Genomic DNA, 15,912 nt, shown 5'->3' on the forward strand with positions numbered 1-15,912 from the left:
CGCCGCATCAGCGTAAAGGATTCACATGAAGTTTCCGTGGGCACGGTGGCCGGGCGACGTGGGCCGCCTACCGCGCGGAATGCGGGGCGGCGGCGGGGTGGTCCGGCCGGTCGGCGTCAGGTTTGAACTTCCTCACGTTCGGTTTGTATGCACCCTTTCCTGGTTTCTGTCCTTTGTGCCCGACTCGATTTTCCGTTGCGCACGGACGAGTCTGCATCTCGAGACGGAAATCAGGGAGGCATGAGGATGAGCTGGCTGGTCACGGGCGGAGCCGGATACATCGGTGCGCATGTGGTGCGTGCCCTGGTCGACGGCGGTGAGAGCGTGGTCGTGTACGACGACCTGTCCACCGGTTGCGCCGACCGGGTGCCCGAGGGGGTACCGCTGGTGGTCGGCAGCGTGCTGGACGGTCCCCTCCTGGAGGGCGCGATTCGTGACCATGCTGTGACAGGCGTGGTGCACATCGCGGCCAAGAAGCAGGTGGGGGAGTCGGTGGAGCAGCCGCTCCGCTACTACCGCGAGAACGTCACGGGTCTGCAGACCCTCCTGGAGGCCATGACGGCCTGCGGGGCCGACCGTCTCGTCTTCTCCTCGTCCGCCGCGGTCTACGGCATGCCGGACGTGGACCTCGTCACGGAGGACACCCCCTGTCTGCCGATGAGCCCCTACGGCGAGACCAAGCTGGTCGGCGAGTGGCTGATCAACGCCGCCGCCCGGGCCCACGGCATCCGCGCCGCCTCCCTGCGCTACTTCAACGTGGCCGGTGCGGCGGGCCCCGAGTTGGCCGACACGGGCGTCTTCAACCTCATCCCCATGGTCTTCGAGCGCCTGGAGGCGGGCGAGGCCCCGCGCGTCTTCGGTGACGACTACGCCACGCCGGACGGCACCTGCGTCCGGGACTACATCCATGTCCAGGACATCGCCTCCGCGCACCTCGCGGCGGCCCGGCGCCTGACGGACGCCCCGGAGGGAACTGCGCTCACCCTCAACATCGGGCGCGGCGAGGGCAGTTCGGTCCGGGAGATGGTGGACCGCATCCTCAAGGTCGCCGGCAAGGAGGACGTCGCCCCGCTGGTGACGGACCGCAGGCCCGGCGACCCGGCCCGCGTCGTGGCCTCGGCCGACCGTGCCCGCGAGGAACTGGGCTGGTCCGCCCGCCACGGCCTGGACGACATGATCGATTCGGCCTGGCAGGGCTGGCGCCACCGGAACGGCTGAGCACTCGGGCGCGGTGAGCCCGGCGGTGCCGTGCGCGCCGCGTGCCGGGGCGGGGTGCGGGCGGGGCGACCGTTGTCGACCGTGCTTCGGACGTCCGGGAGGCCGAAGGGCCGCGGCGTCCCTGTCCGCAGCCTGGACCGGGCCGCGGTGGGGGAGCCGCTTCGCGTAGATTGCCTGGCGAGCGTCCGAAGCGGCGCCCGTAGAGGCGAGAGGGCAGACGGCACAGTGGCAGGGGCAAGGAAAGCCGTGGGCGAGGCCCGCAGAATCGTCGTCAAGGTCGGTTCCTCGTCGCTGACCACAGCGGCGGGCGGCCTGGACGCCGACCGCGTCGATGCGCTCGTGGACGTCCTCGCCAAGGTGCGGGGCGCCGACAAGGAGGTCGTCCTCGTCTCCTCCGGCGCCATCGCCGCCGGCCTCGCCCCGCTGGGCCTGCGCCGCCGCCCGAGGGACCTGGCCCGGCAGCAGGCCGCCGCCAGCGTCGGCCAGGGCCTGCTGGTGGCCCGCTACACCGCCTCCTTCGCCCGCTACGGCGTCCGCGTCGGCCAGGTGCTCCTGACGACCGACGACATGAGCCGCCGCTCCCAGCACCGCAACGCCTCCCGCACCCTCGACAAGCTCCTCGCGATGGGTGCGTTCCCGATCGTCAACGAGAACGACACCGTCGCCACCGACGAGATCCGCTTCGGCGACAACGACCGGCTCGCCGCCCTCGTCGCCCACCTGGTCCGCGCCGACCTGCTGGTGCTGCTCTCCGACGTCGACGGCGTCTACGACGGCGACCCGAGCAGGCCGGGCACCTCGCGGATAGCGGAGGTGCGGGGCCCGGCCGACCTCGTGGACGTCGAGATCGGCAGCACCGGCAAGGCCGGGGTCGGCACCGGCGGCATGGTCACCAAGGTCGAGGCGGCCCGGATCGCCGCCGCCGCCGGCATCCCGGTGGTGCTGACCAGCGCCGTCCACGCCGCCGACGCCCTGGCCGGCGGGGACACCGGCACCTACTTCCACGCCACCGGCAAGCGCTCCACCGACCGGCTGCTGTGGCTCCAGCACGCCTCCGCCCCGCGCGGCGCGCTCGTGCTCGACGACGGGGCGGTGAGCGCGGTCGTGCAGGGCCGCAAGTCACTGCTCCCGGCCGGGATCGCCGGCGTCGAGGGCGAGTTCGCCGCGGGCGACCCCGTGGAACTGCGGGACGGCGAGGGACACGCGGTGGCCCGCGGACTCGTCGGCTTCGACGCCAAGGAGATCCCCCGGCTGATCGGCCGCTCCACCCGGGAACTGGCGCGCGAGCTGGGACCGGCGTACGAACGCGAGGTCGTACACAGGGACGATCTGGTGATCCTGCACCCGTAATGGGCCGAAACGTCCCCGAATCGGTGGTGGACGTTCCGTAAAACCGGCACAGGATCTCTTGCGGCCTGCTCAACTTTCCTCAGGGACAAGCCCGGCCGACCACCGGGCCCAGCCGTGTGCGTGAAGGAGGCCGTCGTGAGCGGAGTGCGCCCTGGGACGGCGGCGTCCCGCGGTGGTACCGGCTCCCGGGGCGGTACCGGACCGCGCGCCGCCACCGGGGCCCGCGGCGGCGCCCGTGCGGCCGGTGAGGAACGCGCCCTGACGAGCGTGGCGGCCGGCGACCGGTTCCGGGGCGAGGAACCGGCGCACACCCCGCGCCTGTGGCACGTCACCCTCAGCGTCTCCGGCGCCCGCGCCCCGCTCCCCGAGGTGCGCCGCGCCCTGGAGCAGCTCGCCCACGACCACCCCTTCCTGCTGACCAGCCGGTACGCCGACGACCACGCGGAGATCCGGTACTGGGAGGAGGCCCGCGACCTGCACGACGCCGCCGCCGTAGCGCTGCGCCTGTGGGGCGAGCACCGGCAGACCGCGGGACTGCCGCCCTGGGAGATCGTCGGCCTGGAGGTCATCGACCGGTCGACCTACCACCAGCGCATCGCCGCGGGGTACGGACCGGCACCGGCCACCCCGGTCGGAGTCCACCCCTTCTAGCGGGCCCCTTCCGGCTCACCCCTTTTGGCCCCGTCCGTCGCATGTCTCGGGGTGTGGGACGACCGGTGAACGGCCCCGTCCGGCCTACTACGCTTCCCCCATGACCACGCTCTCGCCGTACGACTCGATGTCCCCGGTCACCCGGGCCGCCTACCGGGCCAAGGCCGCCGCGGCCGACCTCGCGCCGCTGCCGCGGGCCGCGAAGGACGACGCGCTGCTCGCCGTCGCGGACGCACTGGAGGTCCGGACGAGCGAGATCGTGGAGGCCAACGCCCAGGACGTGGCCAAGGCCCGCGCCGCCGGGACCAGCGAGGCCATCATCGACCGGCTCACCCTGACCCCGGAGCGGGTCCGCGCCATCGCCTCCGACGTGCGCGACGTCGTCGCGCTGCCCGACCCCGTCGGCGAGGTCGTGCGCGGCTCCACCCTCCCCAACGGCATCGACCTGCGCCAGGTCCGCGTGCCGCTCGGCGTGGTCGGGATCATCTACGAGGGCCGGCCCAACGTCACCGTCGACGCCGCCGCCCTGTGCCTGAAGTCCGGCAACGCGGTCCTGCTGCGCGGCTCCTCCTCCGCGTACCAGTCGAACACCGCCCTCGTCCGGGTCGTCCGCGACGCCGTCGGCGGCGCCGGGCTGCCGGCCGACGCCGTGCAGCTGGTGCCCGGCGAGAGCCGCGACAGCGTGCGCGAGCTGATGCGCGCCCGCGGCCTGGTCGACGTGCTCATCCCGCGCGGCGGCGCCTCGCTGATCAACACGGTCGTGCAGGAGTCCACCGTCCCCGTCATCGAGACCGGCACCGGCAACTGCCACGTCTACGTCGACGCGCAGGCCGACCTCGACATGGCCGTCGACATCCTGATCAACTCCAAGGCCCAGCGCGTCAGCGTCTGCAACGCCGCCGAGACCCTCCTGGTCCACCAGGACATCGCCGCCGAGTTCCTGCCCCGCGCCCTGGACGCCCTCGCCGAGGCCGGCGTCACCGTGCACGCCGACGAGCGGGTGATGGCGCACGCCAAGGACACCAAGGCGACCGTGGTGGAGGCGACGCCTGAGGACTGGGAGACCGAGTACCTGTCCTACGACATCGCCGCGGCCGTCGTGGACTCCCTCGACCGGGCCGTCGAGCACATCCGGCTGTGGACCTCCGGCCACACCGAGGCCATCGTGACGACCTCGCAGCAGGCCGCCCGCCGCTTCACCCAGCTGGTCGACTCCACCACCGTCGCCGTGAACACCTCCACCCGGTTCACCGACGGCGGCCAGTTCGGCTTCGGCGCCGAGATCGGGATCTCCACGCAGAAGCTGCACGCCCGCGGCCCGATGGGCCTGCCGGAGCTGACCAGTACCAAGTACATCGTCACCGGCGACGGACACGTGCGGCGCTGAGGCGCACGCCGGGGCATATGTGAGCGGCACGCGCCCCATCGGGCGCCATTGATCCGAACGGGGCATCTCACCCACCGGATGAATTTCCCCGCCGTCTGCCCAAATCGACCCCCCAGGTCTACTCTGGATCCGTGCCGGAGGACGTGGGGGGTAGGCCGTTCCCTGACGGCTGGGAGCCCGACGACGAACACGACCGCGGGGTGTCGGACGAAGAGTTCGCCTCCGTGGTCTTCGACGAGGCCTTCGTACGGGCGGCCGCGGTGCACGAGCCGACCGCCGTCGAACGCCTCCTCGCCGCCGCGCAGGCCAGAGCCGAGGCCACCGAGGCCGAGGCGGCCCGCCGAGGGCGCTCCCGAGCCGAGCGCTACGACGACGGGTACGGCGATTTCGGCCATGATCCCGACCTCGACGACCCGGACGACGACCGCGACCTCCTCGACCGCCCCTACGGTGCACCGCCGGCCTACGGCAAGCAGGTCCGCTGGCACCGGCCCGTCGCCTGGATGCTCGCCCTGGTGATGGGCGTCGGCATGGTCGCGCTGGCCTTCGCGGCGGTCTACCGGGGCGCCTCCTCGGGCAGCAGCCCGGAGCAGGTGCCGCCGCCCGCCTCGACGGGGCCGGAGCAGGGCGGCACCGTGACCCCCTCGGCCTCCGCCGACTACTCCGGGCCCCCGGTCCCGGTGCTCCCGCGCAGCCCCTGACCTGCCGGTCCGGCGGCCCGAACCTGTCCCAACTTCACCTGCGCCACCGCGTTTACGCGACTCTCGCCAGACCTACCCTGAAGGTATGGCAGGGCTTGGCGACCCGCCCGGAGGGGCGCCCGAGGGCGCTCCCGGAGGCGGAGAGGACGAGTACCGATCCGTCGTCTTCGACGAGTCGTTCGTCCGCGCTGCCCGCCTCCAGGAGTTCTCCGCCCAGGAACGCATCACCGACCACGCCCCCGCCGTACGCCGTCGCCCGCCGCTGCGCCGGGGACTGTCCCGGCAGGTGCTGATCCTCTTCGTGCTGATCGCCCTCGCCTTCGGCACCGCGATCTACATGGGCGTACGGCACCCGTACCAGAGCCCCGCCGCGCGGCAGCCGTCCGAGCAGGTGCGGATGACCGTCGTCCCGCTCGCCCCCCGGGGCGAGGTCCCCGGCGCGGGCGACCCGGCGTACCTGTACGCGCACAGCCCCGCCGCGCACTTCGCGGCCGGGGCCGAGGGCGTGCCGCTCCCGGGTGCCCGGCGCACCGCGCACTTCTCGGACGACCAGGTGCTGAACGCGCTGACCACCGCCAAGAACTACATCGTCCGCTCGGCACTCGACCCGGACGTGCTCGACGGCGGCGACGTCCGCTCGGTACGGGTGCTGCTCGACCCCGAGCAGCTCGGCCAGTTCGACGACAGTTTCGCCCACCCCGCGGCCGACGGCCGGCACGTGCCCACCGGGTGGCTGGTGCGCTTCGACCCCTCCCGGGCCGAGCTGGCGGGCGACGAGATCAAGGTGCGGGGCAGCCTGACGGTGGTGGAGAGCGACGCCTCCACCCTCGAGGTCACCGCCGACCACACCCTCGTCTACGCGCTGCGGCCCGCCGGGGACGCGCGGGCCGAGGCATCGCTGTTCACCGTCCGGCGCGAGCTGCACTTCCGCTTCGACCGGGACGACCTGCGCCTGCACCAGACACAGCTCGTGGCCTCCTCCGTGCAGGCGGGGCCGCTGTCCTGCGCCGAGGACTCGGCGAACCACCTGCGCCCGCTGCTCGCGGGCCAGACCGCGAAGGCCGGCGGCCCCGCCGGCACCGACCCGTACACCACCGGCAGCGCCCCGGCCGTGTGCGGCACGCTGGCGACGGGCGCCCAGCCCGCGGTGTGAGCGGCGGGCTCAGGCGCCGTCGCGCGGCGGACGGTCGTCCGGCGTCTCCGGGCCGCCCGGTCCCTGCGAACCGTCGGTGCCGTCCGTGTCCCTGGGCGGCCTCTGCTGGGAGGACGTGAACCCGCCGAAGCCCCGCCGCATCCGGTCGCCCAGGTCGCCGGCGCCGCCCGCGATGTCGTTCACCAGCTTCATCAGCGGGTCCTTGGAGCTGCGCACATGGGTGGCGTAGCTGGACGCCGACTCGCGGAAGGAGTCCCGGACCGAGGCGTCCCTGTCCTCCTCGCGGCGCGGGTAGTGGCCGTCCATGATCCGCTGGTAGTCCCGGGAGGCCTCCCACTTCTTCAGCTCGGCGGCCCGCACCGTGGTGAACGGGTGCGTGCGGGGCAGCACGTTCAGGATCTTCAGCACGGAGTCGCGCAGGTCGCCCCCGGCCTCGTACTCGTCGGCCTGCTCCAGGAAGGCGTCCACGTTCATCTCGTGCAGGTGGTTACCGCCCGCGATCTTCATCAGGCCACGCATCGAGGCCTGGAGGTCCTGGCCGACCAGCAGCCCCGCGCGGTCGGCGGACAGCTCCGACTTGCGGAACCATTCGCGCAGCGCCGTCACGACCGCCATGATCGCCACGTTGCCCAGCGGGATCCAGGCGACCCGGACGGCGAGGGACGTCAGGAAGAGCAGGATGGTCCGGTACACCGAGTGGCCGGACAGCGCGTGGCCGACCTCGTGCCCGACGACCGCCCGCATCTCCTCCTCGTCCAGCAGCTCCACGAGGCCCGTGGTGACGACGATGATCGGCTCGTCCAGGCCGATGCACATCGCGTTCGGGACCGGGTCCTGGTTGACGTACATCGGCGGGACCTTCTCCAGGTCCAGGATGTAGCAGGCGTCCCGCAGCATGTCGTTCAGATGGGCGAACTGCCGGTCCGAGACGCGCACCGAGTCGGACAGGAACAGCAGCCTCAGGCTCCGCTCGGGCAGCAGGCCGCTCAGGGCCTTGAACACCGTGTCGAAACCGCTCAGCTTGCGCAACGCCACCAGGGCACTGCGGTCGGCCGGATGCTCGTACGCACGCGAGGAGATCCCGGGGAAGCGGCTGCGCTGCCTGCCCGGCACCTTCTCGTGCCCGTTGTGCTGGTGGCCGTCGGACATGTCTTCCCCCATGTGCGTCTGTGGGCCTGTGCGTGGGAAGGCCCTTTGCGAACCCTTGTGCGGCCCTTTGTGCCCCCGGAGCCGGGCCCAGCCTAGGCGGAGATACCGTGGACGGGCAGTACAGCGAAGGAGTCACCGTCATGGAGCACACCCCCCACACCGCCTGGCTCGCCGAGGCGGCGACCGCGGCCGAGCAGCAAGGGGCGGGCAATCTGCTCCGGGTCGTCCTGATCGTGATGGTGCTGGGCTGTGTGCTGACCGCGTGGTTCCTGCTGCGGGGGTACAAGCGGAAGGACGACTGAGGCGAACGGAAGGTTCCCCGGCCACGGCCGCAGGGGGCCAGGGGCCGTCCCCAACGGCGGAGTCGGCGTGATCGTCCGCGGGACGCCCGCATACGATGAGGCGCGACGTCCTTATCCCGCCCACACCTGATAGGTCCTGCCGAAGATGAGCATCCACAGCACTGCTGCCCAGTTGGTCACTCTCGCTGCCGAGGGCGAGGGGCACGGCGGCAACCACGAGAGCCTCAGCCCCTACCTCACCGGCGGCGCCGCGCTGTTCATCCTGCTGCTCCTGCTGTGGATCACCACGCGCTTCAACCGCGACCGCTGAGCGCGAGGGGGGATCTGGGGGCCTGGACCGGGCCGGTAGGGTCTGCACGCATGGGAGAGCAGGACATGCCTACCGGTCCGGCGCACGACGCGGCGAGGGGCACACAGAACCGCTCGTTGCCCGCCCCGGGCAACGGCGCGGCGCGATCGGGCAGGCGCCGCCTCGGCGTCATGGGTGGCACCTTCGACCCGATCCACCACGGGCACCTCGTCGCGGCCAGTGAGGTCGCCGCGCAGTTCCACCTCGACGAGGTGGTGTTCGTGCCGACCGGGCAGCCCTGGCAGAAGAGTCACCGCACGGTGTCCGCCGCCGAGGACCGCTACCTGATGACGGTCGTCGCCACCGTCGAGAACCCGCAGTTCTCGGTCAGCCGCATCGACATCGACCGCGGCGGCCCCACCTACACCGTGGACACCCTGCGCGACCTGCGCGCGCTCAACCCGGACACGGACCTGTTCTTCATCACCGGCGCCGACGCCCTCGCCCAGATCCTCACCTGGCGCGACAGCGAGGAGCTGTTCTCCCTCGCGCACTTCATCGGCGTCACCCGGCCCGGACACACCCTGACGGACGCCGGGCTTCCCAAGGGCGGTGTCTCGCTCGTCGAGGTCCCCGCCCTCGCCATCTCCTCCACCGACTGCCGTGCGAGAGTCGCCAAGGGCGACCCCGTCTGGTACCTGGTGCCCGACGGAGTCGTGCGCTACATCGACAAGCGCCAGCTGTACCGCGGCGACTGAGCCGAGAGGGGCACCGGTGAACGACCCATACGACGCGGGATACGGCAACGGCCAGGCCGACCCGTACGAGCTCGTCGGCTACGACGAGTACGGCCGGCCGGTGTACCGCCAGGCCCAGGCCCAGGGCCTGCCCGACCAGCAGCAGACGTACGACCCCTACGCGCAGCAGCATCCGTACGGGCAGCAGCAGTACGGGCAGCAGCAGGACCAGTACGGGCAGGGCTACGGCTACGACCCGTACGGCACCGCGGCCCCGGGGACCGCCGCGCCGTACGACCCCTACACCGCCCAGGGCGGCCAGGACACCGGGCAGCAGCCGCCCGTCCCCGACGCCGGCCACGGTCCGTACGGCGGCCACGGCCACGTCGCGCAGCCCTCGTACGACCCGTACGGCCAGGCCGCGACCAGTGGCCGGCAGCCGCTCGTCGCCGAGCAGACCGCCTACATCCCGCAGCAGTCCGGCCCGCCCGAGGCGCCGGACGCGGCGGCACCCGGCGAACCGGAAGGGGAGTACAAGACCGAGCAGTTCGCCTTCGTCGAGGAGCCGACCGACGACTCCGAGGACGTCATCGACTGGCTCAAGTTCACCGAGAACCGCACCGAGCGCCGCGAGGAGGCCCGGCGCCGCGCCCGCTCGCGCGTCGTCGCCCTGGTCGTCGTCCTGGCCCTCGTCGCCGTCGGCGGCGTCGGCTACCTCTGGTACGCCGGGAAACTGCCCGGCCTGTCCTCGTCGGACTCCAAGACGGGCGGTACGACGGCGGCGGGCGCCCAGAAACGCGACGTGATCGCCGTGCACCTGCACGACACCGCCAGGGGCGGCACCTCCACGGCGCTGCTCGTCGACAACACCACCACCCGGCAGGGCACCGCCGTGCTGCTGCCCAACTCGCTGGCCCTGACCGGCGACGACGGCACCACCACCACGCTCGCCAAGTCCGTCGGCGACGACGGCCCCGACGCCACCCGGACCGCGCTCGACTCGGCCCTCGGCACCGACATCGAGGGCAGCTGGCGGCTGGACACCCCGTTCCTGCAGATCCTGGTGGACCTGGTCGGCAACATCGAGGTCGACACCGACGCCGACGTGCCCGACCCGGCCGTCAAGGACAAGGGCGCCGCGCCCCTCGTGCACAAGGGCCCGAAGCAGACCCTCAGCGGCAAGATGGCCGTCGCCTACGCCACCTACCGGGGCTCCGGGGAGTCCGCCGACGCCCAGCTCCAGCGGTTCGGCCAGGTCCTGCACGGCGTGCTGCGCAAGATGTCCTCCGATCCGCAGGCCGCGACGACCACGGTCCAGACGCTCGGCCTGGTCCTCGACCCGCCGCTCACCGAGAGCGACCTCGGCTCCTTCCTCGCCGGGCTCTCCGAGCTGGCCAAGGGCGGCGACTTCAAGACCACGCTGCTGCCCGTCGGCGACGACGGCCGGCTCAGCGCCGAGACCGGCGAGAGCGTCGTCAAGGACGTCCTCGGCGGCACCGCCAAGAGCCCCGACGAGGACGCGGCCGTCAGCGTCGCCGTCCGCAACGCCACCGGCGTCGAGGACCGCACCGGCAAGGCCCGCGTCACCCTCCTCAACGGCGGCTTCACCTTCGTGGAGGGCGGGACCGCCTCCGGCACCGAGGCCACGTCGCAGGTCCTGTACGCGGAAGCGGCCGACAAGGAGAACGCCGTCCAGGTCGCCAAGACCCTGGGCCTGCGCGACGGCTCCGTCAGCCAGGGCAAGGTCGCGGCGAACGCCGACGTCTCGGTGGTCCTCGGCCAGGACTACCAGCCGGCGACCTAGCCGGGGCACCGGCTTATCCCGTGGGGCACCGTCGGCGGTCGTGAGACCCTTGAGGTCAACCGACCGCCGACCGAAAGCCACGCAGTGACCGCGACCGACCGCTCCATCGAACTCATCAACGCCGCCGCGCAGGCGGCAGCCGACAAGCTCGCGCACGACATCATCGCCTACGACGTCAGCGACGTGCTGTCGATCACGGACGCCTTCCTCCTGGCCTCCGCCCCCAACGACCGCCAGGTCAAGTCGATCGTCGACGAGATCGAAGAGCGGCTGAACAAGGAACTCGGCGCCAAGCCGGTCCGCCGCGAGGGCGACCGCGAGGCCCGCTGGGTGCTGCTCGACTACGTCGACATCGTCGTCCACGTCCAGCACAGCGAGGAGCGTGTCTTCTACGCCCTGGAGCGCCTGTGGAAGGACTGCCCCGAGCTGGAGCTGCCCGCCGACGCCAAGAAGACCCGCGGCAAGGCGGAGGAGCACGCCCGGCTCCAGGCCGCCGAGGAGGCGACGGAGACCGACGGGGACTGGCGGTGAGCGCCACCGGTGAGGTGACGGACGGGAATCGGGGCCGGGGCCGGCGCGTCATCCTGTGGCGGCACGGCCAGACCTCGTGGAACGTGGAGCGCCGCTTCCAGGGCTCCACGGACGTCGAGCTCACCGAGACCGGCGTCGCCCAGGCCCGCCGCGCCGCCCGGCTGCTGGTCAGCCTGGGACCCGACGCGATCATCTCCTCCGACCTCGGCCGGGCCGCGAACACGGCCGCCGAGCTCGCCGCGCTCACCGGTCTCGAGGTGACCCTGGAGGAGGGCCTGCGGGAGACCTACGCGGGCGTCTGGCAGGGCCTGACGCACGAGGAGATCATCGCCCGGCACGGCGAGGAGTACGCGGCGTGGAAGCGCGGGGAGCCCGTCCGCCGCGGCGGCGGTGAGCTGGAGACCGAGGTGGCCGACCGCGCCGCCCCCGTGGTGCTCCGGCACGCCGAGAAGCTCCCCGACGACGGCACCCTCGTCGTGGTCAGCCACGGCGGCACCATCCGCACCACCATCGGTCGCCTCCTCGGGCTGGAGCCGCACAGCTGGGAGAGCCTCGGCGGCCTGACCAACTGCTGCTGGTCCGTCCTCGGCGAGGGCGCCCGCGGCTGGCGTCTGCTGGAGCACAACGCCGGCACGCTGCCGGAACCGGTGCTCGGCGACGACGACTGAGCCGCGGGCGACGGGCCCGGGACCCGGATTTCACTTTCCGGCAGGTCGCAGGCTAAAGTTCTTCTTGTTCGCCCCGCCGAGCGGGGCGAAACACCACACGGCATCGCCGAGTGGCAGCAAGGGGCTATAGCTCAGTTGGTAGAGCGCCTGCATGGCATGCAGGAGGTCAGGAGTTCAATTCTCCTTAGCTCCACAGCCCACGGACGAATCCCGCCCCCTTCGGGGGGCGGGATTTTTCGTTGTGTCCGTGGTTGAGCAACCGCGCCCCCGCGGGCGTATACCCCCGTGAGGTCCTGCGAGGGGCCCCGTGTCCGGACCGGTACCGAGGCGTCGCTGACCGTATTGGCCCGGTCGTGGCAGAATCAAACGGCCGGAAGGGGACCGCGGCCCGACGGGAGGGAGTGGCGATGCCTGCGAGCATCCTCGAGGAGGTCGGTCACCTCCTCGACGGAGCGGTGACACGGAATGTGGCCACCCGTCTCAGCTGCCCTTCCTGCGGTTCCGCGCACGTCGCCCAGGTCCTCGGTGACAACGGCGGCATCTCCTACGTGTGCACGGCCTGCGGCCACAGCTGGAGCTGACCGATGGGTGCACACAGGCGGAAGTGCGACTGGTGCGGCAGCGGCACCCCGATCGTGCGGGACATGGAGCCGGTCAACCCGGACTACCAGTACTGGTGCGAGGAGTGCGCGCGGGCGCTGATCATAAAGGGCGACCCCATCGAGACGTACCGCGAACTCGAGGGCGAGCCGATCTACGGCCGGCTCCTGGAGGAGCACTGCACGCTCAAGCGGTTCTACTCGTTCGTGACGGCGTAACGACCGTCACAAGAGGGCAAAACGGGCAAACCGGAAACGATTTGGTGTTGGGCCCGGTGGACCGTGTAATGTTGGCGTCGCCGCCGGGGAAACCGGGCGGAACGCAGGAACAAGGGGCTATAGCTCAGTTGGTAGAGCGCCTGCATGGCATGCAGGAGGTCAGGAGTTCAATTCTCCTTAGCTCCACAGAGAAACCCCCCGGATCACCGATCCGGGGGGTTTGTTCGTGTGCGGCTCCCCCTCAGCGTCCGAGCGCCCGGCGGCCCCGGCCCTGCGAGAGCACCGGCAGGTTGGCGCGCGAGGACGGCGCCTGCCCCCGGGTGTCCTCCTCGATGCGCAGGGCGAGCGCCGGGCAACGGCGCACCGCGCGCACCGCCTTGGCCTCCGCGAAACGCGGTACGTCCGCCTGCGCCACCGTCGGGAAACCGTCGGCGCCCAGCTCGAAGACCTCCGGCAGGATGTCCGCGCACAGGCCGTGGCCCCGGCACAGGGTCCAGTCGACGTAGATCTTCTGGCGGCTGGGGCCGTTCTCCTCCCCGCCGCCCGGGACGCCCGTCGGGGACGTGCCGCCCTCGAAGAGCGGCAGGACGCCCTCCACGGGCCGTCCGCAGCCGTTGCCGAGGACATGGGCGGCGAGGTCGTCCGTGAACGCCTTGACGGTCGACTCCAGGAACATCGCCGAACCGTCCGGGTGCGAGCAGGCGCCGCGCCGCTTGACGTTCCTGGCGACCTGCTTGAGCGCCTCCAGGGCGGCCGGTCCGCCGCCGTTCAGGATGTCTTCCATGCCGCGCGCCGCGGCCGGCAGACCGAGGTAGCAGGGGCCGCACTGGCCCGCGCTCTCCTGGGCCAGCCACTGCGCCACCCGCAGCGACTCGCCCAGCGGGCAGGTGCCCTGACCGATCGGCAGGATCGCGCCCGCGCCGAGCGAGCCGCCCACCTGCTGGAGCGAGTTGCGGGAGACGATCGCCTCGTCGACGGTCGCCGCGTCGATCCACTTGCCGTGGTAGCCGCCGGTCAGCACGCCCTGCGGCACCGGCGGGGCGCCGGCCAGCTGGAGGACGTAGCGCAGCGGCACGCCGGTGGGCACCTCGATCACCATCGGGCGGGCCACCGCGCCGGAGACCGTGAGCATGACGGTGCCCGGCTCGTCGTACAGGCCGGTGTTGCCGTAGCGCTCCGGGCCGATGCGGGCGGCGATCGCCAGCTGGGCGAAGGTCTCGGCGTTGGACAGCAGGGTCGGTGCGCCGCCGACGCCGCTCTTCGACGCGCTGACCTTGCGGCCGGGCGGGATCGCCGGGCCGCCGTCGATGGAGCGGATCAGCGAGGCCGCCGCGCCGGTGACCATCCGCACCGGATTGCGCTGCACGCGGGCGCGCAGGGCGGAGCGCCGTCCGTTGCTCAGGCCGCGTTCGGCGAGGGCGGCCTCCATGGAGCGCTGGGTGGACTCCCGGGTCACCCCGATGACGAGGGTGCGGGCACCCATGGCCTCGGCGCACAGCAGCGCGCCGTCCAGGATCAGGTGCGGGGCACGGTTGATCAGCACCGTGTCCTTGCGGCAGGCCGGTTCGTCCTCGCTGCCGTTGACGACGACGACCGGCCGCACGCCGCGCTTGATCGCCGATTCGGCGACCGAGCGCAGCTTCTTGTGGAAGGGGAAGCCCGCGCCGCCGCGGCCCCTGAGGTTGATGCGTTCGGCGAGCTGGGCGAGCTGTTCGCCGCCCAGGGGTTCGAGCGGCCCGTGCACCTTGAGGTGCATGGGCAGATCCAGTCTTTCGACAAGGTCGAAGCCCGACGTGAGCTGGGGAAGTCCGACCACGCGGACTTCGGGGACGTCGGGCAGGGCCTCGTTCACCAAGAGCCTCCGGAAGGCGTGTTCCAAGGTTCGCCCGAACCCGGTGCGTCGAAGTCGCGGGACCTGGGGGACGCACCGGGGGTTGGTTCAGTGGCGGGACCGCTGTTGTACGTGTCGTGCGGGTAGTACGTGCCGTAGGGGCCGTTTGTCTCACCGGTGTCGTACACGTCACTCCCGGCGTAGCCGGGCGTGCCCGGATTGCCGTAGGCCGGGATGGTGTGTCCGGTGTCCTGGAGCGGGTCGTAGGCCGACGGGGGTGCCTCGCCGACCGGGGGCGGCGACGGGACCGGCCAGCTGCCCGAAGTGCTCGCGCCGCTGTCGACGAGGGGCATCGCCTCGGTGGGCCGCAGGTCCGGCGGCAGCTCGGCCGGCACGGTCCGGTCGGCGGTCAGCGGCCGCTGCCGTGCCCGGGAGGGGCCGGAGACGGCACGGTAGGCCGCGGCGAAGCCGCTCGGCGGCTCCTGGGGCGGGGGAGCGAGGCGTACCGCGGGCTCGTACAGCGGTGCGGACGGGGCCGGCCTGCGCGGTGAGGGGGCCTCGCGGCTCTCGCGGCCCGGCAGTGCGGCGCCGGCCATCGCCCTGGTGCGTGGCTCCGCCGGCTCCTCCCGGACCGCCTGGCCTTCCGTCCCGAGGAACCCGGCGATCCTGTCGGCGACCCGGCGCTTGACCGGGCGAGGGGCCGCGCGCAGCGCCAGGGCGCCCATGACGCCGAGCAGGGAGAGGCCGTACAGGACCATGAAGACCGGCTTCGCCGCGCGACCCGCGTAGAGCCCGTGCAGCAGTGCGGCGCACCAGGCCGGGTAGGCCAGCATGTGCATGGCCCGCCAGCGGGCGGCCACCGGGGCGGGGGAGGCGAAGCGGTTGCGCAGGGCGCCGGTGACGCCCACGAAGATCATGAGCATGCTGGCCAGGGTGCCGAAGCCGATCAGGACGGCCCTGCCGCCGAACTCCTCGTCCTCCGTCGCCAGGAGCCCGAACGGGATCACCGCGGCGACCCATGTGGTGTGGTCGAGCACCAGCTTGACCACGATGTGGATCACGAGGAACACGAGGGAGGCGACGGCGGTGCTCCGGTGCACCGCCTGGGCCAGGATCCGCCGGCGCGCGTCGAGGACGATCCGGTCCTGGGCGACCAGACCCCAGATCACCGAGCAGCTCAGGAAGACGAGGGAGAGGACGCCGGCGCCGAAGTCCAGGAACTGGGCGAACGCGTCGTCCGCCGTGCTGTCGTTCGTCACCGCGGCACACCTCCGCGCGTCACGGCGACGGGGGAGGGGGACGGACTGTTACTGCGGGGGTCGT

General features: G+C 72.3%; 17 protein-coding genes and 2 tRNA genes. 16 read left to right on the top strand and 3 right to left on the bottom strand.

The window, feature by feature from the left end:
• Positions 1-246 precede the first annotated feature (246 nt).
• From galE to IEZ05_RS00080, 6 genes are all read left to right on the top strand, one after another.
• A complete protein-coding gene (gene galE, locus IEZ05_RS00055; RefSeq protein ID WP_189227835.1) occupies positions 247-1,218 on the top strand; it encodes a UDP-glucose 4-epimerase GalE in 972 nt (323 codons plus the stop codon).
• Between the two features lie 246 nt (positions 1,219-1,464).
• Positions 1,465-2,568, top strand: coding sequence for a glutamate 5-kinase (gene proB / locus IEZ05_RS00060; protein WP_189227836.1), 1,104 nt, complete (start codon positions 1,465-1,467; stop codon positions 2,566-2,568).
• Between the two features lie 144 nt (positions 2,569-2,712).
• Complete coding sequence (locus IEZ05_RS00065; protein ID WP_372462682.1) at positions 2,713-3,219, top strand: hypothetical protein; 507 nt, start codon at positions 2,713-2,715, stop codon at positions 3,217-3,219.
• Positions 3,220-3,319: 100 nt separating this feature from the next.
• Entirely contained in the window at positions 3,320-4,606 is a 1,287-nt protein-coding gene (locus IEZ05_RS00070) for a glutamate-5-semialdehyde dehydrogenase (protein WP_189227838.1), read from the top strand.
• Positions 4,607-4,737: 131 nt separating this feature from the next.
• Complete coding sequence (locus IEZ05_RS00075; protein WP_189227839.1) at positions 4,738-5,307, top strand: SCO2584 family spore wall biosynthesis protein; 570 nt, start codon at positions 4,738-4,740, stop codon at positions 5,305-5,307.
• A gap of 85 nt (positions 5,308-5,392) precedes the next feature.
• Positions 5,393-6,460 carry an SCO2583 family membrane protein gene (locus IEZ05_RS00080; RefSeq protein ID WP_189227840.1) on the top strand — a complete coding sequence of 356 codons (1,068 nt, stop codon included), beginning with the start codon at positions 5,393-5,395 and terminating at the stop codon, positions 6,458-6,460.
• A gap of 9 nt (positions 6,461-6,469) precedes the next feature.
• On the opposite strand, the gene IEZ05_RS00085 is transcribed toward IEZ05_RS00080, so the two are convergent.
• Positions 6,470-7,609 (bottom strand): M48 family metallopeptidase, encoded by a 1,140-nt coding sequence (locus tag IEZ05_RS00085; RefSeq protein ID WP_189227841.1) that lies wholly within the window; start codon positions 7,607-7,609, stop codon positions 6,470-6,472.
• Between the two features lie 140 nt (positions 7,610-7,749).
• Between IEZ05_RS00085 and IEZ05_RS00090 the strand changes: the two genes are divergently transcribed.
• The 10 genes from IEZ05_RS00090 (at position 7,750) to IEZ05_RS00135 (ending at position 12,944) form a co-directional block, all read left to right on the top strand.
• Positions 7,750-7,911 carry a hypothetical protein gene (locus IEZ05_RS00090; RefSeq protein WP_189227842.1) on the top strand — a complete coding sequence of 54 codons (162 nt, stop codon included), beginning with the start codon at positions 7,750-7,752 and terminating at the stop codon, positions 7,909-7,911.
• Between the two features lie 145 nt (positions 7,912-8,056).
• A complete protein-coding gene (locus IEZ05_RS00095) occupies positions 8,057-8,221 on the top strand; it encodes a hypothetical protein (protein ID WP_189227843.1) in 165 nt (54 codons plus the stop codon).
• Positions 8,222-8,271: 50 nt separating this feature from the next.
• A complete protein-coding gene (gene nadD, locus IEZ05_RS00100; protein WP_189227844.1) occupies positions 8,272-8,958 on the top strand; it encodes a nicotinate-nucleotide adenylyltransferase in 687 nt (228 codons plus the stop codon).
• Positions 8,959-8,974: 16 nt separating this feature from the next.
• Positions 8,975-10,741 (top strand): LCP family protein, encoded by a 1,767-nt coding sequence (locus IEZ05_RS00105; protein WP_189227845.1) that lies wholly within the window; start codon positions 8,975-8,977, stop codon positions 10,739-10,741.
• Positions 10,742-10,825: 84 nt separating this feature from the next.
• Positions 10,826-11,272 (top strand): ribosome silencing factor, encoded by a 447-nt coding sequence (gene rsfS, locus IEZ05_RS00110; RefSeq protein WP_189227846.1) that lies wholly within the window; start codon positions 10,826-10,828, stop codon positions 11,270-11,272.
• Complete coding sequence (locus IEZ05_RS00115) at positions 11,269-11,940, top strand: histidine phosphatase family protein (RefSeq protein WP_189227847.1); 672 nt, start codon at positions 11,269-11,271, stop codon at positions 11,938-11,940. The genes rsfS and IEZ05_RS00115 overlap by 4 nt, the downstream gene beginning before the upstream one ends.
• 120 nt (positions 11,941-12,060) lie before the next feature.
• Positions 12,061-12,133, top strand: a tRNA-Ala gene (locus tag IEZ05_RS00120).
• A gap of 214 nt (positions 12,134-12,347) precedes the next feature.
• Positions 12,348-12,521 (top strand): hypothetical protein, encoded by a 174-nt coding sequence (locus IEZ05_RS00125; RefSeq protein WP_189227848.1) that lies wholly within the window; start codon positions 12,348-12,350, stop codon positions 12,519-12,521.
• A gap of 3 nt (positions 12,522-12,524) precedes the next feature.
• Complete coding sequence (locus IEZ05_RS00130) at positions 12,525-12,758, top strand: hypothetical protein (RefSeq protein ID WP_003976229.1); 234 nt, start codon at positions 12,525-12,527, stop codon at positions 12,756-12,758.
• A gap of 113 nt (positions 12,759-12,871) precedes the next feature.
• A tRNA-Ala gene (locus tag IEZ05_RS00135) sits at positions 12,872-12,944 on the top strand.
• A gap of 55 nt (positions 12,945-12,999) precedes the next feature.
• Here IEZ05_RS00135 and IEZ05_RS00140 read toward each other — a convergent pair.
• Both IEZ05_RS00140 and IEZ05_RS00145 read right to left on the bottom strand, forming a co-directional pair.
• Positions 13,000-14,610: an NADH-quinone oxidoreductase subunit NuoF family protein gene (locus IEZ05_RS00140; protein ID WP_189227849.1), complete on the bottom strand. Its 1,611-nt coding sequence runs from the start codon at positions 14,608-14,610 to the stop codon at positions 13,000-13,002.
• Positions 14,607-15,848: a ferric reductase-like transmembrane domain-containing protein gene (locus tag IEZ05_RS00145; protein ID WP_189227850.1), complete on the bottom strand. Its 1,242-nt coding sequence runs from the start codon at positions 15,846-15,848 to the stop codon at positions 14,607-14,609. The genes IEZ05_RS00140 and IEZ05_RS00145 overlap by 4 nt, the downstream gene beginning before the upstream one ends.
• Positions 15,849-15,912: the final 64 nt, after the last annotated feature.

The sequence above is a fragment of the Streptomyces flaveolus genome (assembly GCF_014648815.1).
In the GTDB taxonomy this organism is placed as follows: Bacteria; Actinomycetota; Actinomycetes; order Streptomycetales; family Streptomycetaceae; genus Streptomyces; species Streptomyces flaveolus.

Excerpts from the sequence above, each read along its gene's own strand:
- galE (WP_189227835.1), top strand. The coding sequence starts at position 247 with ATGAGCTGGCTGGTCACGGGCGGAGCCGGATACATCGGTGCGCATGTG.
- IEZ05_RS00070 (WP_189227838.1), top strand. The coding sequence starts at position 3,320 with ATGACCACGCTCTCGCCGTACGACTCGATGTCCCCGGTCACCCGGGCC.
- IEZ05_RS00080 (WP_189227840.1), top strand. The coding sequence starts at position 5,393 with ATGGCAGGGCTTGGCGACCCGCCCGGAGGGGCGCCCGAGGGCGCTCCC.
- IEZ05_RS00085 (WP_189227841.1), bottom strand. The coding sequence starts at position 7,609 with ATGTCCGACGGCCACCAGCACAACGGGCACGAGAAGGTGCCGGGCAGG.
- IEZ05_RS00090 (WP_189227842.1), top strand. The coding sequence starts at position 7,750 with ATGGAGCACACCCCCCACACCGCCTGGCTCGCCGAGGCGGCGACCGCG.
- IEZ05_RS00095 (WP_189227843.1), top strand. The coding sequence starts at position 8,057 with ATGAGCATCCACAGCACTGCTGCCCAGTTGGTCACTCTCGCTGCCGAG.
- nadD (WP_189227844.1), top strand. The coding sequence starts at position 8,272 with ATGGGAGAGCAGGACATGCCTACCGGTCCGGCGCACGACGCGGCGAGG.
- IEZ05_RS00125 (WP_189227848.1), top strand. The coding sequence starts at position 12,348 with ATGCCTGCGAGCATCCTCGAGGAGGTCGGTCACCTCCTCGACGGAGCG.
- IEZ05_RS00130 (WP_003976229.1), top strand. The coding sequence starts at position 12,525 with ATGGGTGCACACAGGCGGAAGTGCGACTGGTGCGGCAGCGGCACCCCG.